Source organism: Paludibaculum fermentans (genome assembly GCF_051172195.1).
Taxonomy (GTDB): Bacteria; Acidobacteriota; Terriglobia; order Bryobacterales; family Bryobacteraceae; genus Paludibaculum; species Paludibaculum fermentans_A.
In genome coordinates, this window is record NZ_JBPJAQ010000001.1 from 6,378,172 (window position 1) to 6,398,541 (window position 20,370).

Consider the following 20,370-nt stretch of genomic DNA (forward strand, 5'->3'; position numbering starts at 1 on the left):
GGCGCCTGATCCAGCCCAGCGGACCCATCGGGGTCGAATGGGCTCAACACAATGCAGGGATGGCGGGCGCCGTGCACTCTGTACTTTCGTCACCTCCCGGACTTGAAGGTCTGTGGGGGTGGCCGAAAAGGTGAAAAATGCGAATCATTCTAGTTGCAGCGCTCGCGCTTACGCCCATGTTTGCCAAGGACAATGAACCGGCAAAGCGTTTGGTTGAGGCTTCCGCGGTCTTCTCCGAGATCATGGCAGCCCCGGACAAAGGCATTCCCGAAGACCTGTTGGCCAACGCCCACTGCATCGTCATCGTGCCCAACCTCAAAACAGGCGCCTTTCTCGTCGGCGGGAAATACGGCAAAGGCTACCTGTCCTGCCGCAACATCAGTGGAATCGGCTGGTCGGCTCCTGGCACAGTGCGCATCGAGGGCGGCAGCGTCGGCTTCCAAATCGGTGGCTCCACCACTGACCTCATCATGCTCGTCATGACCAAGCGCGGCGCGGAGAAACTCATCGAGAGCAAATTCACGCTGGGCGGCGAGGGTTCAGTGGCCGCGGGTCCCGTCGGACGCACCGCCACCGCTCAGACCGATGCCCAGATGCATGCGGAAATCCTCTCCTGGTCGCGGTCGCAAGGCCTGTTCGCCGGTCTCGCGCTGGAAGGCGCCACCCTGCGTCAGGATCTTGATGACAACGCAACCCTCTACGGCAAGAAGTTGGAGAACAAGCAGATCGTGACCACGCGCGTGCGTACCCCCAAATCGGCGGTGAAGCTGATTGCCCTTCTAAACAGGTACTCCCCCCGCGAGCGCACGAATGCCGCTCCTTCCACCAAGTAGTTCCCAAACAAGGACCCTCAGGTAACACAAATGAAAATGATCGGCGCATTCCTCATGGTTTGCGGAGTTCTGTCGGCGCAGCAGCCACAGCAGCAGAGCGAGAATGCGGCCGTCATGGCCGCGGGCTCTACACCCATTTACCGCGTGACCGTCACCGCGCGGACCGCGAAAGCAATCAACTACCGCCACCGCAGCGGTGCCACCAAAATTGACTTCCGAGGCACGGAACTCATGGCGAAAGCCCGTGGCGAAGCCAAGGTCGAGAGCAAGCAAGGCTATATCGAGATCGAAGTCGAATTTGACGACCTCGTGCCCGCGAATCAGCATGGGTCCGAATACCTCACTTACGTTCTGTGGGCCATCACTCCGGAAGGCCGCACCTCGAACCTGGGTGAGATCCTGCTGAATGGGACCAAGAGCAAGCTCAATGTGACAACCGAACTCCAGGTCTTCGGCCTGGTCGTCACGGCTGAACCCTACTTCGCCGTCAGCCGGCCAAGCGATCTCATCGTCATGGAGAACGTAGTGCGTGCCGATACCACCGGCAAGATCGAGGAAATCGAAGCCAAGTACGAACTCTATGAGCGCGGACAATACCACCGCCTTTCCAATCCCCTGCAACTGAAGCTCGATTCCAAGCAACCGCTGGAACTCTACGAAGCGCGCAACGCAGTGCAGATCGCCCGTGCCGTGGGCGCTGACCGCTTTGCCACCGAGAGTTTCCAGAAGGCGGAAAAGAGCTTGGCTCAGGCTGAGGCCTACCAAGCCCGCAAGGCCGGCAGCAAGCCCATCACGATGACGGCCCGCGAAGCAGTGCAGACTGCTGAGGATTCACGCGCCATTGCCGTGAAGCGTCAGGACGAAGAGGCTCTGGCTGCCGAACGCCAGGCCGCGGCACAGCGGGAAACGTCCGCGCTGAACGCTAAGACGGCCGCCCAGGCCGAGACCGATCGTGTCACTCGCGACGCCGAAGCAGCTCGTCTCAAGGCGCAAGGCGACTCCGAACGTGCCACCCGCGACGCCGAAGCCGCCAGGCTTAAGGCCGACGCTGAAGCCGCACGCCTGACCGCGGAGAAGAATCAGCAGGCACTTTCCGCGGCCATGGAATCCGACCGCCTGAAGCGTGAAATGGAAGTCAAAGCCGCGGCCGCTGCCGCGCAGGCTGACCAACTCCGCGCTGAGAGCGACGCCCGTGCGGCTGCTGCGAACGCCGCGGCCGAGCGCCTCAGACTCGACAACGAGGCGCAACGGGCGGCCAGCCAGGCGGAACTCGACAAGGTTGCGCAGCAGAAGGCCCAACTGGAAGCCGAGAAGGCGGCACTGCGAATTGAACTGCTCAAACAGTTCAACGTGATCCTCCAGACACGAGACACGGCCAGGGGGCTGATCGTGAATATGTCGGACGTCCTGTTCGACACCGGCAAGTTCTCACTGCGCCCCATCGCCAGGGAGAAGCTCGCACGAGTCGCCGGCATCGTGGCGAGTCATGCTGGTCTGAGATTAGACGTTGAAGGCCACACCGATAGTGTGGGCGGCGACGACTACAATCAGACGCTTTCAGAACATCGCGGCACGGCCGTGCGCGACTTCCTGATGGTTCAAGGCATGAGCGACGCTTCGGTCACCACCAAGGGCTTCGGCAAGACCCAGCCTGTCGCCACCAACGACACAGCCCAAGGCCGGCAACAGAACCGCCGCGTGGAACTCGTCATCTCCGGTGAGGTGATTGGTACCCGCATCGGATCACCCCTTGCAGCCAGGTAGCTTGCTGCCATCTCGCGGGGGCTCTCCCAGCCCCCGCCGCCATGGTCTTAGCAAGCGTGTGGAGGATTTCGCATGATTGACATCTGGATCGTCATCCCCGTCTTCGTGATCTTGTATTTGTTGGCCTCGATCAAAGTACTCAGGGAGTATGAGCGGGGCGTGGTATTCCGCCTGGGCCGCGTCCTCGCGCAAGCAAAAGGCCCCGGCATCGTTCTCGTCTTCGCACCCATCGACCGCATGGTGCGCCTCTCCCTTCGCATCGAGGCACTCGAAGTTCCGGCCCAGGATGTCGTAACCCGGGACAACGTGACCGTCAAGGTAAATGCCGTCATCTTCTTCCGAGTCATCGATCCGCGCCTGGCCGTCCTCGAAGTCTCGAACTTCCTCTACGCCACCTCCCAGTTAGCCCAGACCACCCTGCGCAGCGTCCTCGGCGAGGCGGAACTCGACGAACTGCTCAGCCAGCGCGGGAAGCTCAACCTGCGCCTGCAATCCATCCTCGATCAGCACACCGCTTCCTGGGGGATGAAAGTCACCCTGGTCGAAGTCAAACAGGTAGAACTGGCCGAGCAGATGATCCGCGCCATCGCCCGTCAGGCCGAAGCCGAACGTGAGCGCCGCGCCAAGGTCATCCATGCGGAAGGCGAATACCTCGCCGCTGAGAAGTTGGCCATGGCCGCCGCGGTCATCCAGCAGCAACCGGCCGCCATTCAGTTGCGCTACCTCCAGACACTGGTCGAGATTGGCGCGGAACATAACACGACCATCGTCTTCCCCCTGCCCATTGACCTGATCACCTCCATCACGCAGGTGATGGCCGGTTCGAAGTCGCCGGTCCCTTCAGTTTTCTGAAGCTGGCCGCCAAACCATCTGCTTCCAGGGTGTCCGTGCAGCTTCCGCTCTTAGCCGGGCGGCGAAAGAGAGTTGACCATATGTCCACAACAACCGAACAGAAAGAAGTTCAGCCATCCTGGGTCGTGCCCGACATACAGCCGCTGAACCAGTCGATGTGGCGAGCCTGGGAGGCCAAAGGCCAATACCAGGATCGTCAGGCGAGCCGCAGTCAGGGCAAAGCCATTTACTTGGTTTCGATGGCCGCCTTGCTGGCCGCGGCAGTCCTCTGGTCCAACCTGCCGCCGTACGAAGTCGTCGTCAGGTTCATCGTCTGCATCGGCGCCGTCACCGCCGCATCCCAGGCCTACCAGTTGCGCCGCTTCGCCACGGTTGCAGTGTTTGCTCTTTTGATTGTGCTGTTCAATCCAATCCTGCCGGTACTCATCTTTGCCGGTGAGTGGCAGCGGGTGATCGTGCTGCTCAGCATGATTCCGTTTGGCTTCTCATTTGCCCGGTTAATTTCCAGGAGTCCGAAAAATGCTTAGGTCCTATCAGGGCGGAACCGTCGCTGCGCTCTCGTCAACATTGCTACTCTCCCTGCTGATGCCATTGGCCTCGGCGGGCGACCTCTCCCGGTTTCGCAATTTCCAGCTAGGCTCCGATGTGTCCACTGTCCTAAAACAGACAGGGGCCAATCCGGTCGACGTCAAGGTCGTCCATCGGCGTCCGGCCCTGGTCCAGCTTTTGGAATGGCGTCCCCAATCCTTGAGCTCCGCCACTCAACCCGAGCCGGCGCAGGACATCTCATTCACCTTCTACAACGGTGAACTCTTCCGCATCTTCGTCAACTACGACCGCTACGAAACGGAAGGCTTGACGGCCAGTGATATGGTCGAGACCTTTGGGGTGAAATTCGGAGAGGCACTGAAGCCGTCGACGGTGCCGAAGCCAGTGGCCGCCACCTACGGCGATCAGGAAGAGCCCCTGGCTCGCTGGGAAGATGCCGACTACCGCTTCGAGCTCAGCCGGTCCTCCTTTGGCCCAACCTACAAGCTGCTCGGCATCCTCAAACGGCTCGAGGCGCCGGCCCGCACGGCCGCCCTCGAAGCACTCCGGCTCGATGATAAAGAGGCTCCTCAGCGCGAAGCTGATCAGAAAATTAAGGATGTTGAGGCGGAGCGTGCCAAACTCGAGAAGGCCCGTTTGGTCAACAAACCGAAATTCAAGCCTTAGTCCGCTTTGCACCGCAATGAGGAAACGCGCCTGAGGCGCGAACCAGATGAGCTCAAAACCCGCCAATTCGGGATGTTCGAAAACCGCCGAGGAAGCGCCAGTGGTGAATCCTCGGCCTCCCTGTGTCCTGGATGGCCTCCTTGTCAGCGGCGACGCCCATGTCGCCGAACCTCAGGCAATCGTTGATGCTGGCTGGTCACATCCGCCCGTCCGGCTCACGGCTTTGCGAGCCTGGCCGGGTCTGCCGCTACCTGCCTCCACCAACCGCACTTGTGCTCCGAACGAGGGCGCAGGGATGAATTCGAACAACTCGAAGAGGGGAGGGCATCGAAGTGGGCGACGACTCTGTGACCAACGGCTTCTTCCATCGAGCCATCGAAATCTGGGAAGACGACGGGGGCGCCTCGCGCGCAACCGTCGATTCCTCACCAGTGGCCTTAGCCGGCAGTGCCGCGCAGGTCGAATGGGCGGAACGCATCAGGAACCTGGTGAATGTTGATTTTAACCGTGTGGCCTCCGCCTTCCGCACGGTGGCCGGAACTCAGCTTCCGGGCAGGCGGGCAGATACAGAGCGCATCCTCGACATCCTGGAAGAGAAAAGGATTGAGGTAATGAGCCGGCCCCAGGCTGGCTACTTCATCCACAACTGGCAGGAGATCGGTGACCAGGTGCGCCAAATGATCTTTCACGACGACCGCTACAAGGCGATCCAGCGGAACAGGCCGGCGCGTCCCCGGTGAAGTGGACGACGAACTGAACAAACAGAGCGAGCAACATCATGAATCTCAGACCCCTATACGATCGAATCGTGCTCAAACGCATCGAGGACACTGAAACGACGCGCAACGGCATCATCATCCCCGATTCCGCTAAAGAGAAACCCCAGGAAGGAGAGGTGCTGGCTGTCGGTCATGGCAAACGGCTGGAAGACGGCAGGCTGGTCCCGCTCGACGTCAAGGTCGGCGACCGCGTGCTCTTCGGCAAGTACTCCGGCAACGAAACCCGCCTCTCCGGAACCGACTACATCATCATTCGTGAGGATGAAGTTCTCGCCATCCTGTCAGCCGACGCCACACCTGCGGTGAAGACCTCCTAGGTCACGACACATTCAAAGGGAACTCCTCCATGGCCAAACAGATCATCTACAGTGAACACTCGCGCCAGGCTATTCTGCGCGGTGTGAACCAGCTCGCCGAAGCCGTGAAAGTCACGCTGGGACCGCGCGGGCGCAATGTCGTTCTCGAGAAGAAGTTCGGCGGCCCCACCATCACCAAGGACGGCGTCACCGTCGCCAAGGAGATCGAACTCAAGGATCCGCTGGAGAACATGGGCGCGCAAATGGTGCGCGAAGTGGCCTCCAAAACATCAGACGTCGCTGGCGACGGCACCACAACCGCCACGATTCTCGCCCAGGCAATCTTCCGCGAAGGCGTCAAGGCCGTTGCCGCCGGTGCGAATCCCATGGCCGTCAAGCGCGGCATCGACAAGTCCGTCACGCTGGTCGTGGAAGAGCTCCAGAAGCTCTCCAAGCCCGTCTCCGGCGACATGATCGCCCAGGTCGGCCGCATCTCCGCGAACAGCGATTCCACCATCGGCGACGTCATTGCCGAAGCAATGGCGAAAGTCGGCAAAGATGGCGTCATTACGGTGGAAGAGTCGAAGACCATGACCACCGAACTGCAGACAGTCGATGGCATGCAGTTCGACCGCGGCTACCTCTCTCCTTACTTCGTCAGCGACCCCGAACGCATGGAATGCGTGCTGGAAGATCCTTACATTCTCATTCACGAGAAGAAGATCAGCAGCATGAAGGACATTCTCCCCGTACTGGAACAGATCGCCCGTGCGGGCAAGCCGCTCCTCCTGCTGTCTGAGGATGTCGAAGGCGAGGCTCTGGCCACGCTGGTCGTCAACAAGCTGCGCGGCACGCTCAATGTCTGCGCGGTCAAGGCGCCCGGCTTCGGGGACCGCCGCAAAGCCATGCTGGAGGACATCTCCATCCTCACCGGTGGGAAAGCCATCATGGAGGAGACCGGCATCACTCTCGAGAGTGTCCGCCTGGAGGATCTGGGCCGCGCCAAACGCATCACGGTCGACAAGGACACCACCACAATCATCGATGGCGGCGGCGTACAGCAGAACATCGAGGGCCGCATCAAGCAGCTCCGTACGCAAATTGAAGACACCACTTCGGATTACGACCGCGAGAAGCTCCAGGAACGCCTGGCAAAGCTCGCCGGCGGTGTGGCCATCATCAAGGTCGGGGCCGCAACCGAAACCGAGATGAAGGAAAAGAAGGCGCGTGTCGAGGATGCTCTCCATGCAACGCGCGCGGCCGTCGAGGAAGGCATCGTACCCGGCGGCGGTGTAGCCCTCCTGCGTGCGTCCATCGTTCTCAGGACGCTCAAACTCGAGGAAGACGAACAGTTCGGCGTGACCATCGTACGCCGCGCCTGCGAAGAGCCGGTCAGGCAGATCGTGCTCAACTGCGGTACGGAAGGCGCAGTGGTCGCGGCCAAGATCATCGCCAGCGATGATCCCAACTACGGCTTCAACGCGTCCACCGAAGTGTACGAGGATCTGGTGAAGGCCGGCGTGATCGATCCCACAAAGGTCACCCGCTCGGCTCTGCAGAACGCTGCCTCCATCGCCTCCCTGATGTTGACGACGGAAGCAATGATCTGCTCCGTCCTCGACGAGCCCACTCCGTAGTGGCAGCGTCTGCAACCGGGGGCTAGGTCCAGCCGCGCGATCGCTTGCTCGTGCCAGGCTGGATAGCGGCCAGCTTCTCTGAACCCGGAATGCAGCGTGGCCAACAACCTGATGCCGTGCGGGAGGGCAAACGCTCCCGCCGGCGCCAGGCGTAGCGACCCTGTGCGTCAGTTCAACTCCGCGAAGTCAGCCGGAACGGTCCGCTGACGGAAGTCCAATTGTTGGGAGCCAAAGCAATGTTTCGCTTCGTGAAGAGCCTGTTCTCCACTCGCTGTCCGCACTGCGGATCAATCGAGTTTCGCAGCGTGGGCGTGCGCAATTTTCTGGAACAGGCGATTCTCTGGCTCCTGCAGCCATGCCGTTGTGACTTTTGCGGCCGGCACTACTTCCTCTTCCGGTGGCAGTTGCCCATCGGTGGCACAGCATAACCTATCGCCGGCCCCACTCCAGCGCCGCAATCGCGCCCGCTCCACGCACACCGGCATACCCCCCTGCATCGGAGACTTCGATCCGGATCCTCCGCTGCCCCCATGCCAGGATTCGCTCGCTCAATGAGCGGCGCAGCGCCCCTACCAACAGTGGACCCGCGCTCGCCAGGCCGCCAGTGAACACCAGCACTTCCGGATCCAGTAGATGGACCGCCGGCAACAGCGAACCGGCTAGCGTGGAGGCGTACTCCTCCAGCAGTCTGCAAGCATCCGGATCCTTCCCCAGCACGGCCTCTGTCCACGCTTCCAGCGAGCCGAAACTGGCCACCAGCCGCGTGGCGCCCACCTTGCCCAGTTCCGTCTCTGCGCAGCCCGTTAGTCCGCATGTGCAGGGCATCCAGGCGCCAGGCAGCGGCAAGTGGCCCAGCATGCCCGCCAGCCCGTGCCCACCCCGCAGCAACCGGCCTTCGACAATTGCGCCTCCTCCGACGCCCGTGCCGAGTGTGACGCACACCCCCGAACGCACGCCCCTTGCTGCTCCGTAGAGCCACTCGCCCGCCGCTGCGGCAACTCCATCGTTCTCGAAAAACGCAGGCAGGCTCGTCTCGTTCGCGACGGCGGCGCGCAAGTCCGCACCGGCCCATCCCGGCAGGTTGCCGGTGGCATAGGACACCGACCCGGCCTGCCTGTCCAGCCAGCCTGCCGCCGCGATCGAGACACACTCCACTTCCGGCCCATGCGCCTGCGCCAGGCATGTGCGCAATGCAATCCGCATCTGCTCCAGAACCTGCTCGGCGCTGCCTACGGGTGTCGGAACCAGGCCCGTGCCGTAAATGTCTCCACCTCGCGCCACCAGCCCGTACTTGATGTTTGTGCCGCCTACATCAATCGCCGCAGTCCACTGCGGCCCCCGGCCATCCTGCAGCGCATCGGCGAACTCTCTCGTGATCAGGTGCGGCCGTGTAATCGCGCTACCCACCACCACGGCCCAGGCGCCGGCCCGGACCGCGCTGGCCGCTTCCTCCGGCGACCCAATCCCGCCTTCGGCAATCACCGGAACCGGACAGCGCCGCACCAGCTCCGCGATGAACTCAGGCTCAAAACGACCTCTCAGATGCCTTGTCTCCGCCGTGTAACCCCGCATCGTGCTCAGCACGAAACTCGCCCCGTGACGTACCGCGGCCTCGGCCTCTTCCCGGGTTGCAATGTCAGCCATGGCCGGCAGGCCCAGTTCACGCCGGATCCGCTGCAGCCTGTCATGGGCGCCTCGCACGATGCCGCGCTGGCTGCAATCCACGCCGATGGCGTCCGCACCGGCTCGGGCCAGTTCCACCGCTCGATCAAACGTCGGCGTGATCAGGATCTGTCCGTCCTCCACAACTTCTTTGTGAATGCCCAGGATCGGGACCGGCACGGCACTTCGAATGGACTCGACATCGGCCGCTCCGTGCGCGCGAATGCCGCCCGCGCCCCCATCGACGGCCGCCCGCGCGAACCGCGCCATCAGGCCGGCCCCGTCAAAAGCGTCGGGCGCCGCCGCCTGGCAGGAGACGATCAGCCGCCCACGCGCCTCCGCCCACGCGCCTCGCGCACCCTCGTTCATATGCATACCGGCCGGAGACTCGCCGTCGCCCCCTCGTTCAATTCGGCCTGCAGTTGCTCCACCTCCGCCGGGGTCAGCCTGCGCCGGGGCGCCGCGCACACTCCGCAATCGAGGCCCTGCCAGCGGAGGATCTCCTTCACCGCCGCGTGCGGTTGATAGCGCAGTCCGATCGTCACCAGGCCGTTCACCTTAGACTGGAGGACTCGCGCCCGCTCCCAATCGCCGCGGCGCGCCGCCTGGTACAACTCCACGAACCACCGCGCGGCAACATTGTAGAAGCTCCCGATGCCTCCATCGGCGCCCATCAGCAGCCCCGCCGCGAGAATCTCGTCGAATCCGCTGAACACGGTCACCGCATTGTCCTTCAGCCTTCTCAACAGGTAAAGGTCCGTGCTCGTGAACTTCAGGCCGGCCACGTTCGGAATCTCGCACAGCCGCATCAGCTCGTCATATGTCCGTGGATGCGCCGCGTGCCCGGGATAGTAGTACACCAGAAACGGCAAATCCGTAGCCCCAGCCAGAGCCTCGTAGTAGCCATACACTTCGTCCATCGAATAACTGCCGGCCGGCGGCAGGCTGCTCAGCGCATGCGCACCCACCCGCGCAGCGTGCCGCGCCAGGTCCATCGCCGCCGCCGTGCTTGAAGCGCCCACATGCACGATCACCTGGCGGCCCGTTGGAGTCGCCTCCACCGCCCTCTCCGCCACAGCCTTCCTCTGCTCGAGGCTCATGCTCAGGCCTTCCCCCGTCTGCCCGCAGACATACAACCCGTCCACCCCATCCTGGTAGAGCCTGCCGCACAGAGCCTCAAACGCCTCCGGCATAAACACGCCGTCCGTCGTCATCGGCGTAATCACCGCCGGATAAATGCCTTGTAGTTCCACCGCCATCGATATAATTCCCCTTTATCGTCTGTCCGGTGCTCGCGACGTCACCCGGCCCAAGAATGGACTCCGCAACCCCGGCTACCCGGTCCTCCGCGGCTGCCTTGACAACACGGCCCGGATCAGACAGACTCATTATTGGAATAATCGATAATCGATTGCAAGAGGATCGTCACCATATCGTGATCCCACTCAGCCGCCTTCTCCCACTCTCAGTCTTTCCTCCACCCCCGCCGCATAGACGCCCATGCTGACCAGAAACGCCTGGTGGATCGTCGCCCTCCTCTGGGTCGTTGCCCTTCTCAACTACCTCGATCGCCAGGTCATCTTCTCCCTCTTCCCCCTCCTGCGCGCCGACCTCGGCCTCACCGACATGGAACTGGGCATGCTCGGCACCGCGTTCCTCTGGATCTATGCCGCCGCCAGCCCGCTGGCCGGCTATCTGGGCGATCGCTTCGGACACCGGCCCGTCATCCTCTTGAGCCTGCTCATGTGGTCCGCCGTCACGGTCTGCCTTGCCCTCGCCGGCGGCTTCCGGTCGCTCATCGCCACCCGCGCCCTCATGGGCATCGGCGAAGCCTGCTACATCCCCTCCGCACTGGCCCTCATCTCCGCCTGGCACGGACCCCAGACCCGCTCCCGCGCCATTGGCCTCCATCAGAGTGGCATCTACGCGGGCATCCTCCTTGGCGGCTTCGGCGGCGCGTGGATCGGAGAAAACTACGGCTGGCGCACCGTCTTCTGGGTGCTGGGCGCGGTGGGCATCGCCTACGCCGCCCTGTTGCCCCGGTTGCTGCCGCGGACACCGGCCCTTGCCCCGGATCGCACCAGTTCCGCCGCCTTCCTGCCCACCATCCGCTCCATCCTGCGGAAACCCGCGTTCTGGCCCGTCCTGGCCGTCTTCGCCGTGATGTCCATGGCCAGTTGGCTGGTCTACGCCTGGATGCCTCTGTTCCTCTTCGAGAAGTTCAGTCTCAGCCTGTCCAGCGCCGGCTTCGTCGCCACCTTCTTCGTCCAGGTGGCCAGCGTGGCGGGCATCCTGCTGGGCGGTTGGCTCGGCGACACCTCCGGTCGGCGCTCTGCCCGCGGACGCCTCTTCACCCAGGTGGCCGGACTCGCGCTCGCCGCCCCGTTCCTCTCGCTCAGCGGACTCGCCTCCGATGCCTGGGTGCTCTACGCAGCGCTCGCCCTCTATGGCGTCGGCCGGGGCATCTACGACTGCAACGTCATGCCCGTCCTGTGCGAAATCGTCAATGAAGAGGAGCGCTCCAGCGCCTTCGGCCTGCTCAACTTCGCCGGCACCTTCTCCGGCGGTCTCATCGCCCTGCTCGCCGGGGCGCTCAAATCCACCCTCGGCCTGGGCATGATCCTCGGCGCCGTCGGTCTTGCCGTGCTCGGCTGCTCCACCCTGCTACTGCTCATCCCCCGGCTCAAAGCAAAGGCGGCCGCCGCATGATCCATCCCATTCGCCGTTGCGGGACCCCAGCCGTCGGCGACCCGTCTTCGCCTCCTGTTTTTCAACCCCTCCCACGGCGGCATCCGAAAGTTACAATGACTGTTGTCGGAGTGGAGCCGCGGTTCGGCTTACCGCGTTCCGCACGGGCCGTGAACTTACGCGCATAGGTACTCACCACATGTTCGATCCAGACTTCGCCCAGGCCCACCAGCCGCAACCCGCCGCCGCACCGGCGCCAAACGCGCCCCTCGCTCCGCGCCAGCCCATTCGCGCCGACTCCCTCGCCACCCAGGTCTTCAACCTCCTCAAGAAGGAGATCTTCTCGGGCCAGCTCCAGCCCGGGGAACTGCTGCGCGAACTCCACCTGGCCAAAACCCTCAACGTCAGCCAGGCCACGGTCCGCGAGGCGCTCGTCCAGTTGGAACAGGAAGGCCTCGTCGTCCGCTCGCAGAACCGCAAGACCAGCGTCACCGATTTCAGCTCGGACGACGTCCGCGACCGCCTCGCCATCCGCATGTCCCTGGAGGAACTCGCCGCCGTCCGCTCCGCCCGCAACATGACCGCGGTCGACCTCGACGAGCTCCAGCGGCTCGCCTCCGCCATCGACGACGCCATCGAAGTCGGCGACTGCTACACCATGACCCTGGCCGATCTCGCCTTCCACCGCTTCCTGTGGAGCTGCGCCCGCAGCCCCGTGATGCTCAAAACCCTGGAACAGATTTCCACCCCCCTGTTCGCCTTCCTCGGCGTCAAACACATCCGCAAGCCCCTCCAGCAGAATCGCGGCATGGCCCACGCCGGCATCGTCGAAGCCATGCGGCAGCGCACCCCCGCGGCCATCCAAAGCGCCATCCGCGCCCACATCGAAGGGTCCTACAGCTCACTCCTCGTCTCGCCCGCCGGCTCCGGCGACAATCCTTCCGCCGGTTAGGCGGCCGTCTCTCCTCGAACCATCCTCTCCGGCGCTCTTTCCGTCCGCCCGCCGCGGCGCCATCTTCCTCTCCAGCCACGCAGCCCTCGCTTGACATACCCTCCAATCAGTGATAACTTTCTTTTGATTATCGATGATCGATAATCGCAAATAGGAGACCACATGACTATGCGTCTGCTTCTTGTCTTCATGTTGGGAGCCCTGTCGCTCCTCGGGCAGGTTCTTCGAACAGGACTGCTGGAAGGAGAGATCCGCGATCGGGCCGGGGCCGTGGTCCCCAATGCTCCCGTTGTCGCCACCCACACCGAAACCGGCGTGCATTACCCCGGCGCGACCAACGAAACCGGTCTCTATCAGATCAGCTACCTGCCCGCCGGCACCTACGCCCTCACCGTCGACGTGCCCGGCTTTAAAGGCATCAGCCGCACCGTGACCATCGCCCTGGGACGCACCACCACCGTCAACCTGGAGCTCGAAATCGGCAACGTGAACCAGCGCGTCGAGGTCTCCGCCGACGCCACGCTGCTCGAGACCAATACCTCCTCCTCCTCGGTGTCCATGAACAACCGCTACGTCGCAAAGCTGCCCGTCGTCGGCGGAAACGTCTTCCAGCAGGCGACCCTCTCCGCCGGACTCACCCAGGGCGACTATCCCACCGCGCAAATCATCGCTCACAACAAATCCGTCTCGCGCCTCTCGGCCAACGGCGCGCGCAACCAGCAGAACGCCTTCCTCATGGACGGCATCCCGAACAATCGCGCCGAACTCGTTGCCTATGTCCCGCCGGTCGAGCAGGTGCAGGAGTTCAACGTCCAGACCAACTCCTTCGATGCCGAGTTCGGCAACGGCGGCGGCGCCATCATCAGCGTCATCACCAAATCGGGCACGAACCAGTTGCACGGCGCGCTGTACGAATACAACCGCAACGAAGTCTTCAACGCCAACACCTTCTTCAACAACCGCTCCGGCGCTTCTCGCCCCCGCGTGCGCTTCAACCGCTTTGGAGCCGCGGTCGGCGGCCCGGTCCTGCGGAACAGGACCTTCTGGTTCTTCAACTACGAGGGCATGCGGCAGTCGAGTCCCACCAGTTCCACCTTCACGATCCCCACGCTCGCCCAGCAGGCCGGCGACTTCTCCCGCACGTTTGACAGCCGCGGCCGCCTCATCGAGATCTACGATCCCTCCACCACCCGCACTGATCCCGCCAATCCCAACAAATTCGTCCGCACCCTGTTCCCCGGCAATGTGATCCCCAGCGCCCGCATCAACAAGGTGTCCAGCAATCTCTTGAGCCGCTTCCTTCCGTCCGCCAATCTGCCCGGCAACGCGATCACCGGCACCAATAACGTACTCTTCAATGGCGCGGAAGGCCGCAAACTGGCCAACTTCACCAGCCGTTTCGACCACAACATCGGCAGCCGCCATCGCCTGTTCGGCCGCTGGGGCCGCACCGAGAGCAGTGAGACCGCCCCTTACGTCATGCCCGCGTTCGGCCTGAAGACTGAGCGCATCATCCAGATCTCCACCGGCGGCGGCGACACCTACATGCTGCGTCCAGACACCATCGTCACCCTGAATGCCGGCCTCACCCGCTACATCATCCGGCAGGAACGCCCCGGCTTCGACATGCCCGCCCTGGGCTTCTCTAACAAGTTCGCCGGCACGGTGCAGGCCCAGACCGTACCGCTGTTCTCCAACTCCGACATGGCCCAGATGGGCGTCGGCGACGGCAACTCCTACGACGTGGTCAATACCTACACTTACTCCGGCACCGTCTCCCATCTCCGCGGCCGGCACAGCCTCCGCCTCGGCTTCAACAGCCTCATCCGCCAGTGGAACTCAGCCAGCGGCAGCGCGCAGGCCGGCAGCTTTTCCTTCGATCGTGGCTTCACCCAGGGCTCCGACCCCACCGCCCCCGCCGCCAATGTCGGCCACGGCGTCGCCTCGCTCCTGCTGGGCTCCCCCTCGTCCGGTTCCGTCGCCTTCCGCAACTCCCAGGCCTCGCAGGCGCCCTACTACAGCCTCTTCTTCCAGGACGACTTCCGCATGACCTCGCGCCTTACGCTCAATCTCGGTCTGCGCTACGAGGTCAGCATCGCGCCCACTGAGCGTTACAACCGCGCCACTCGCGGCTACGCCTTCGACACCGCGAATCCCATCGAGGCCGCCGCCCGAGCCAACTACGCCGTGAATCCCATCGACCAGTTGCCCGCCTCCGCCTTCAACGTCCGCGGCGGCCTTCAGTTCGCCAGCTCCAGCGACCGCCGCACCCGCTCCACGCCGCTCGGCGACGTCAGCCCCCGCCTCGGCCTGGCCTACACTCTCAACAACAAGACCGTCCTCCGTGCCGGCTACGGTCACTTCTACAGCTACTGGGCCGGCGCCGGCTCCGTCTATCAGGACGGCTTCGCCTCCACCACGCCCATGCTCGCCACCGTGGACGGCATCACCCCAGCCGGCTCCATCGAGAACCCTTATCCCCAAGGGCTCTCGCTCCCCATCGGCTCCTCCCAGGGCCTGCAAACGCTGCTCGGCAACAGTCTCAGCGTCCTGTCCGTCAACAGCCCCAGCACCTACAACGCCCGCTGGCAGGCCAGCGTCCAACGCGAACTCCAATCCGACTGGCGCCTCGAAGCCGCCTATGTCGGCAGCCGCGCCATCAATCAGTTTGTGGGCAACAGCGGCAGCGGCGGCGCGGGCGAACAGCAGCGCCGGCTCAACTTCATCCCCGAGAAATACCTGTCCCTCGGCTCGGTGCTGAACCAGCAGGTGGCCAACCCCTTCTTCGGGCTCATCCCCTCCAACCTCACACTCGGTCAGGCCAAGATCTCCCGGCAGAACCTGCTCATGGCCTACCCGCACCTCAGCCAGTTGACCCTCGTGCAGGATGGCTCAGGCTCCTCCGTCTACCACTCCGGCCAGTTCACCCTCACCAAGCGCTTCGCCCACGGCCTGCAGGCCCTCACCACCTACACCTTCCAGCGCCAGATCGACAACTCCCAGTACCTGAACGACAGCGATCCCGCCCCCTCCAAGGCCGTGGCCGAGTACTGGCGCCGCCACCGCGTCAGCTTCGCCGGGGTCGGCGATCTGCCCTTCGGTAAAGGCCGCCGCTTCGCCAACATCAACGGCTTCGCCGGAGCCCTGGTGAACGGCTGGCAGCTCTCCGTCATGTACATCTTCCAGAGCGGCGCGCCCATCTATCTGCCCAGTGGCTCCCAGGCCACCGGCCAGGATCCCCAGTTGAGCGCCGGCGATCGCACTCTCAACCGCTGGTTCAATACCGGCGCTTTCACCGTCCAGCCTTCGTTCACACTGCGCAGCCTGTCCGTCCGCTCCGCCTCGCTCATCGGCGACGCCCTCAGCAAAATGGATCTGTCGCTGTCCAAATCCACCACCATCGCCGAGCGCTTCACCGTCGAGTTCCGCGCCGAGGCCTTCAACGCCACCAACCGCGTCCAGTTCGGCAACCCCGACGTCAACCCGGCCAGCGCCGCCTATGGCACCGTCAACAGCCAGGTCAGCGTCCCCCGCGAAATCCAGCTCGGCCTCCGCATCGGCTTCTAACCCGTCGACTGTGGTCCCATGTTCTCGATGGACGTCAGCATGCTTACACGACGACAACTCCTTCTTTCGGCCGCGTCTGCTCCGCTCCTCGCGCAGCAGACGCTCCACAACGGCATCGTCCTGCCGGCCGATTGGCCGCCCTCGCGCCAGTCCCTGGAATACAAGCCGATGCCCGTGCCCTATCTCGAGCAGCCGCCCAGCCTCATTCCCATCGACTTGGGCCGGCAGCTCTTTGTCGACGACTTCCTCATCGAACAATCCACCCTGCGGCGGGTCTTTCACCAACCCAGCTACCATCCGGCCAGCCCGGTGCTCAAACCGGACCGCCCCTGGGAGACAACCGCCCAGGGACCCGCCTCGATGGTCTTCAGCGACGGCGTCTGGTTCGACCCCCAGGACCAGTTGTTCAAGCTCTGGTACATGGCCGGCTACTGGGGCCCGCTGGCCTACGCCTGTTCGCGCGACGGCATCCACTGGGAAAAGCCCAGGCTCGACGTCAAACCCGGCACCAACATCGTCCTCGACATCCCGCGCGGCTCCACCACCGTCTGGCTCGATCACAACGAACCCAATCCCGCGCGCCGCTTCAAGCTCTTCCGCCAGGTCGGCGGCGAACGCCCGCCGCGCTTCGCCCTCCACTACTCGCCCGACGGCATTCATTGGAGCGGCGTGGCCGCCCTCAGCGGCACCGCCAAGGATCGCAGCACCCTGTTCTACAACCCCTTCCGCCGCAAATGGGTCTTCAGCCTGAAGGACGACAATGCAGACCAGCGCATGCGCCTCTACTGGGAGAGCGACAACCTGGAAGAGGGCTTCTTCTGGACGAAGCGCACCACCCCCGTCTGGGTTGGGGCCGATCCGCTCGATCCCCAGCGCCCCGATCTCAAACGGCGGGCCGAACTCTACAATCTCGACGCCGTCGCCTACGAAGGCCTGCTCCTCGGCCTCTTCAGCATCTGGAAAGGGCAGCCCACTGATCGCCCCAAACCAAACCAGGTGATGGCCGGCTTCAGCCGTGATGGCTTCCACTGGCATCGCCCCTGCCGCGATGCGCTGCTGCCGGTCTCCGAAAAGCAGGGCGACTGGAATTGGGGCAACGTCCAGTCGGCGGGCGGCTGCGTGCTGGTCGTGCGCGACAAGCTCTACTTCTACGCCTCCGGGCGCGCCGGCGTCCCCGGCACCAAACAGGATGGCGTCTGCACCACCGGCCTCGCCATCCTGCGCCGCGACGGCTTCGCATCTCTCCGCGCCGGCGCGGCAGGCGGCGTCCTCACCACCCGCCTGCTCCGTTTCTCCGGCTCCCAGCTCTTTGTCAATCTGGAAGCCCCCAACGGCGAGTTGCGCGTCGAGATCCTCGATGCCGAAGGCAAAATCGCCGCCGGCTGCTCTCGCGGCAACTGCCTCCCCCTGAGCGGCGACAGCACGCTGATGCAGGTCCGCTGGCAAGGTGTGAATGAACTGTCCCGCCTGCACGGTTTGCCCCTGCGCTTCCGCTTCCATCTCGTGAATGGCGGCCTCTACTCCTTCTGGGTCAGCCCCGACTCTTCCGGCGCCAGCCGCGGCTATGTCGGCGCCGGCGGACCCGGCTTCCAGGGGCCCATGGACTTCGCCGGCAAGGCCGCGCTCGGCCTGAGCGTCGACCGCTCCTCTGACTCCGATCAGGCTAATTGAAAGGCTCTCCCCTCATGAATCGACGACTCTTCCTCCAATGGCCGGCCCTCGCCCTGGCCGCCCCCCGCCGCCCCTTGCCCGCCTTCCCCGGGGCTGAAGGCTTTGGCGCCTATACCCGTGGCGGCCGCCACGGCGCGGTCCGCTTCGTCACCAATCTCAACGACTCCGGCCCCGGCAGCCTCCGCGCAGCCATCGACGGTTTCTACGCGCGCACCATCGTCTTCCGCGTCGCTGGCGTCATCTCGCTACAGTCGCCTCTCGTCGTGAAAAATCCGTTCGTCACCATCGCCGGCCAGTCCGCCCCCGGCGACGGCATCTGCCTGCGCCGCTTCGGCCTCGTCGTCGACACTCACGACGTCATAATCCGCTTCCTCCGCAGCCGCCCCGGAGACGAAGCCGGCCAGGAGGTCGATGGCATCTCCATCGTCGGCAACAGCCGCAACGTCATCGTCGACCACTGCTCGGCCAGTTGGAGCATTGATGAGTGCCTCTCCGTCAGCGGCACCGTGGCCGATATCACCGTCCAGTGGTGTCTTATCGCGGAAGGCCTCAACCAAAGCGTCCACGGCAAGGGGCCCCACAGCATGGGCTCCCTCATCCGCGCCGTCGGCGGCGTCACCTTCCACCACAACCTCTGGCTCCACCACGACTCCCGCAACCCCCGCCTCGGCCAGCAGGAGCCCACCGTCCCCGTCGTCTACGACATCCGCAACAACGTGATGTACGACTACGGCACCACCTGCTCCGGCCTCACCGACGGATACATTAGCGTCAACTACGCTGGCAACTTCATCAAACCGGGCCCCTCCTCCCGTCCTGGCCGCACTCCGCTCATCATGCACAAAACCCCCGGAACACAGTTCTACCTCGAGGGCAACCGCTTCCTGGGCAACGAGAAACTCTCCGCCGACAACCGGCTCATGATTGACCGGCCCATCGTGGACGGCCTGCGCGTCGCCACCGTCGTGCCCAAACCCTTCGACGCTCCACCCGTGACAACCACCTCCGCCGAAGAGGCCTATCAGGCTGTATTGAAAGGCGTTGGCGCGTTCCGCCCCACTCGCGACAAGGTCGACCAGCGCCTCCTGGCCGACGTGGCCGCCGGCACAGGCGCCATCATCGACTCCCAATGGGAAGTCGGCGGCTGGCCCGAATACCGCGCTGCCCTTCCGCCGCGCGATGCCGATCGCAATGGCCTGCCCGACGACCTTCCGGCGTCGGCCCAACCCAGCGACACCCAAGCGCCGGCCGACGAGTACTCTCCGCTCGAGCGCTACCTGAACCATCTCGCCGAGCTGCGCTAGCTGCGGCGCCCCGCTGTCCGCCCGCGCTGCCAAGAGGCGAGCGGACGCCGGCGCGCTGCCGCCTCTTTCTCCGGAGCCGCGTCCCCGCTACTCGCCCAAGAACCGGACGTGGCTAAGGCCGCCCAAAGAAACTTCATGCGATGGAACCAATCTGGCGGAAGTTTACTGCGAATTGTCTAGCGAAAGCTGCGCCGCGTTGAATGTGATGTAGTTCCGGTGGGACGTCTGTATTACCCACGCGGCGCGGCGGAAAGCGTGTCCAGGCCCAGCGGGTCGGCGAGACTCTGGTGAGCGAGGGAGTGCTTGGAGAGCACGGTTGCCGTGCGGTGGGGACCCTTCTCGCCTTGGGTGGGGTAGGGCAGCACGAATTGTATGGTCTCGTCGAGTTCCGCCAGCAGCAGCTCGTTGGAGAGGCCGGGCCAAACGGTTTGGGCTTTGCGGTCAAGTGATGGGAGCAAGGACACGCCAGGCATGCAGGAAAGCGACACCTCGCCAGGACTCGCCGCCGTCTGCCGGCCTTCTGCCCCCGAAACCACAACCTCGGTAAACCCAAAACCCCCAAACACACGAAGAGCCCCTCTTCCGTGGGGTATGCCTCCAGGCTTGCGGGCCGGCATTCGTGCCGGCCTTCTGCCCCCGAAACCACAACCTCGGTAAACCCAAAACCCCCAAACACACGAAGAGCCCCTCTTCCGTGGGGTATGCCTCCAGGCTTGCGGGCCGGCATTCGTGCCGGCCTTCTGCCCCCGAAACCACAACCTCGGTAAACCCAAAAGCCCCGAACACACGAAGAGCCCCTCACCCGTGGGGTATGCCTCCAGGCTTGCGGGCCGGCATTCGTGCCGGCCTTCTGCCCCCAAAACCACAACCTCGGCAAACGCAAAAGCCCCGAACACACGAAGAGCCCCTCACCCGTGGGGTATGCCTCCAGGCTTGCGGGCCGGCATTCGTGCCGGCCTTCTGCCCCCGAAACCACAACCTCGGTAAACCCAAAACCCCCAAACCCACGAAGAGCCTCTCATCCGTGGGGTATGCCTCCAGGCTTGCAGGCCGGCATTCGTGCCGGCCTTCTGCCCCCGAAACCACAACCTCGGTAAACCCAAAACCCCCGAACCCACGAAGAGCCCCTCTTCCGTGGGGTATGCCTCCA

Annotated in this window: 16 protein-coding genes; 13 read left to right on the forward strand and 3 right to left on the reverse strand. The window is 63.9% G+C overall.

The window, feature by feature from the left end; genetic code table 11:
* Window positions 1–137: 137 nt before the first annotated feature.
* The 8 genes from ACR9Y2_RS25640 (at window position 138) to groL (ending at window position 7,376) form a co-directional block, all read left to right on the forward strand.
* Window positions 138–833: a lipid-binding SYLF domain-containing protein gene (locus ACR9Y2_RS25640; RefSeq protein ID WP_435044563.1), complete on the forward strand. Its 696-nt coding sequence runs from the start codon at window positions 138–140 to the stop codon at window positions 831–833.
* A gap of 30 nt (window positions 834–863) precedes the next feature.
* On the forward strand, window positions 864–2,597 hold the full coding sequence (locus tag ACR9Y2_RS25645) for an OmpA family protein (RefSeq protein ID WP_435044564.1): 1,734 nt from the start codon (window positions 864–866) through the stop codon (window positions 2,595–2,597).
* Between the two features lie 72 nt (window positions 2,598–2,669).
* Window positions 2,670–3,449: a slipin family protein gene (locus ACR9Y2_RS25650; protein WP_435044565.1), complete on the forward strand. Its 780-nt coding sequence runs from the start codon at window positions 2,670–2,672 to the stop codon at window positions 3,447–3,449.
* A gap of 80 nt (window positions 3,450–3,529) precedes the next feature.
* On the forward strand, window positions 3,530–3,976 hold the full coding sequence (locus tag ACR9Y2_RS25655) for a DUF6804 family protein (protein WP_435044566.1): 447 nt from the start codon (window positions 3,530–3,532) through the stop codon (window positions 3,974–3,976).
* On the forward strand, window positions 3,969–4,664 hold the full coding sequence (locus ACR9Y2_RS25660) for a hypothetical protein (RefSeq protein ID WP_435044567.1): 696 nt from the start codon (window positions 3,969–3,971) through the stop codon (window positions 4,662–4,664). Before ACR9Y2_RS25655 ends, ACR9Y2_RS25660 begins: the two co-directional genes overlap by 8 nt.
* A 332-nt stretch (window positions 4,665–4,996) precedes the next feature.
* Window positions 4,997–5,404: a hypothetical protein gene (locus ACR9Y2_RS25665; RefSeq protein WP_435044568.1), complete on the forward strand. Its 408-nt coding sequence runs from the start codon at window positions 4,997–4,999 to the stop codon at window positions 5,402–5,404.
* A 38-nt stretch (window positions 5,405–5,442) separates the two neighbouring features.
* Entirely contained in the window at window positions 5,443–5,760 is a 318-nt protein-coding gene (locus ACR9Y2_RS25670; protein ID WP_435044569.1) for a co-chaperone GroES, read from the forward strand.
* 29 nt (window positions 5,761–5,789) lie between these two features.
* Entirely contained in the window at window positions 5,790–7,376 is a 1,587-nt protein-coding gene (gene groL, locus ACR9Y2_RS25675) for a chaperonin GroEL (protein ID WP_435044571.1), read from the forward strand.
* A 429-nt stretch (window positions 7,377–7,805) separates the two neighbouring features.
* On the opposite strand, the gene ACR9Y2_RS25680 is transcribed toward groL, so the two are convergent.
* Together ACR9Y2_RS25680 and ACR9Y2_RS25685 are read right to left on the reverse strand one after the other, a co-directional pair.
* Complete coding sequence (locus tag ACR9Y2_RS25680) at window positions 7,806–9,413, reverse strand: putative N-acetylmannosamine-6-phosphate 2-epimerase (protein ID WP_435044572.1); 1,608 nt, start codon at window positions 9,411–9,413, stop codon at window positions 7,806–7,808.
* Window positions 9,404–10,297 carry a dihydrodipicolinate synthase family protein gene (locus ACR9Y2_RS25685; RefSeq protein ID WP_435044573.1) on the reverse strand — a complete coding sequence of 298 codons (894 nt, stop codon included), beginning with the start codon at window positions 10,295–10,297 and terminating at the stop codon, window positions 9,404–9,406. Before ACR9Y2_RS25685 ends, ACR9Y2_RS25680 begins: the two co-directional genes overlap by 10 nt.
* 241 nt (window positions 10,298–10,538) lie before the next feature.
* Between ACR9Y2_RS25685 and ACR9Y2_RS25690 the strand changes: the two genes are divergently transcribed.
* The 5 genes from ACR9Y2_RS25690 (at window position 10,539) to ACR9Y2_RS25710 (ending at window position 19,220) form a co-directional block, all read left to right on the forward strand.
* Window positions 10,539–11,747 (forward strand): MFS transporter, encoded by a 1,209-nt coding sequence (locus ACR9Y2_RS25690; RefSeq protein ID WP_435044574.1) that lies wholly within the window; start codon window positions 10,539–10,541, stop codon window positions 11,745–11,747.
* A 178-nt stretch (window positions 11,748–11,925) separates the two neighbouring features.
* Window positions 11,926–12,678 (forward strand): GntR family transcriptional regulator, encoded by a 753-nt coding sequence (locus ACR9Y2_RS25695; protein ID WP_435044575.1) that lies wholly within the window; start codon window positions 11,926–11,928, stop codon window positions 12,676–12,678.
* Between the two features lie 168 nt (window positions 12,679–12,846).
* The gene (locus ACR9Y2_RS25700; RefSeq protein WP_435044576.1) at window positions 12,847–16,245 is read left to right on the forward strand and encodes a carboxypeptidase regulatory-like domain-containing protein; all 3,399 of its coding nucleotides are present in this window, start codon (window positions 12,847–12,849) and stop codon (window positions 16,243–16,245) included.
* A gap of 39 nt (window positions 16,246–16,284) precedes the next feature.
* On the forward strand, window positions 16,285–17,916 hold the full coding sequence (locus tag ACR9Y2_RS25705; protein ID WP_435044577.1) for a glycosyl hydrolase family 32: 1,632 nt from the start codon (window positions 16,285–16,287) through the stop codon (window positions 17,914–17,916).
* 14 nt (window positions 17,917–17,930) lie between these two features.
* Window positions 17,931–19,220: a pectate lyase family protein gene (locus ACR9Y2_RS25710; protein WP_435044578.1), complete on the forward strand. Its 1,290-nt coding sequence runs from the start codon at window positions 17,931–17,933 to the stop codon at window positions 19,218–19,220.
* A gap of 230 nt (window positions 19,221–19,450) precedes the next feature.
* On the opposite strand, the gene ACR9Y2_RS25715 is transcribed toward ACR9Y2_RS25710, so the two are convergent.
* Window positions 19,451–19,678 (reverse strand): hypothetical protein, encoded by a 228-nt coding sequence (locus tag ACR9Y2_RS25715; RefSeq protein ID WP_435044579.1) that lies wholly within the window; start codon window positions 19,676–19,678, stop codon window positions 19,451–19,453.
* Window positions 19,679–20,370: the final 692 nt, after the last annotated feature.

What these genes read in the sequence shown, in the direction of transcription:
- ACR9Y2_RS25640 (WP_435044563.1), top strand. Translation starts at nt 138, where the DNA reads ATGCGAATCATTCTAGTTGCAGCGCTCGCGCTTACGCCCATGTTTGCC.
- ACR9Y2_RS25645 (WP_435044564.1), top strand. Translation starts at nt 864, where the DNA reads ATGAAAATGATCGGCGCATTCCTCATGGTTTGCGGAGTTCTGTCGGCG.
- ACR9Y2_RS25650 (WP_435044565.1), top strand. Translation starts at nt 2,670, where the DNA reads ATGATTGACATCTGGATCGTCATCCCCGTCTTCGTGATCTTGTATTTG.
- ACR9Y2_RS25655 (WP_435044566.1), top strand. Translation starts at nt 3,530, where the DNA reads ATGTCCACAACAACCGAACAGAAAGAAGTTCAGCCATCCTGGGTCGTG.
- ACR9Y2_RS25660 (WP_435044567.1), top strand. Translation starts at nt 3,969, where the DNA reads ATGCTTAGGTCCTATCAGGGCGGAACCGTCGCTGCGCTCTCGTCAACA.
- ACR9Y2_RS25670 (WP_435044569.1), top strand. Translation starts at nt 5,443, where the DNA reads ATGAATCTCAGACCCCTATACGATCGAATCGTGCTCAAACGCATCGAG.
- groL (WP_435044571.1), top strand. Translation starts at nt 5,790, where the DNA reads ATGGCCAAACAGATCATCTACAGTGAACACTCGCGCCAGGCTATTCTG.
- ACR9Y2_RS25680 (WP_435044572.1), bottom strand. Translation starts at nt 9,413, where the DNA reads ATGCATATGAACGAGGGTGCGCGAGGCGCGTGGGCGGAGGCGCGTGGG.
- ACR9Y2_RS25685 (WP_435044573.1), bottom strand. Translation starts at nt 10,297, where the DNA reads ATGGCGGTGGAACTACAAGGCATTTATCCGGCGGTGATTACGCCGATG.
- ACR9Y2_RS25690 (WP_435044574.1), top strand. Translation starts at nt 10,539, where the DNA reads ATGCTGACCAGAAACGCCTGGTGGATCGTCGCCCTCCTCTGGGTCGTT.
- ACR9Y2_RS25695 (WP_435044575.1), top strand. Translation starts at nt 11,926, where the DNA reads ATGTTCGATCCAGACTTCGCCCAGGCCCACCAGCCGCAACCCGCCGCC.
- ACR9Y2_RS25700 (WP_435044576.1), top strand. Translation starts at nt 12,847, where the DNA reads ATGCGTCTGCTTCTTGTCTTCATGTTGGGAGCCCTGTCGCTCCTCGGG.
- ACR9Y2_RS25705 (WP_435044577.1), top strand. Translation starts at nt 16,285, where the DNA reads ATGCTTACACGACGACAACTCCTTCTTTCGGCCGCGTCTGCTCCGCTC.
- ACR9Y2_RS25710 (WP_435044578.1), top strand. Translation starts at nt 17,931, where the DNA reads ATGAATCGACGACTCTTCCTCCAATGGCCGGCCCTCGCCCTGGCCGCC.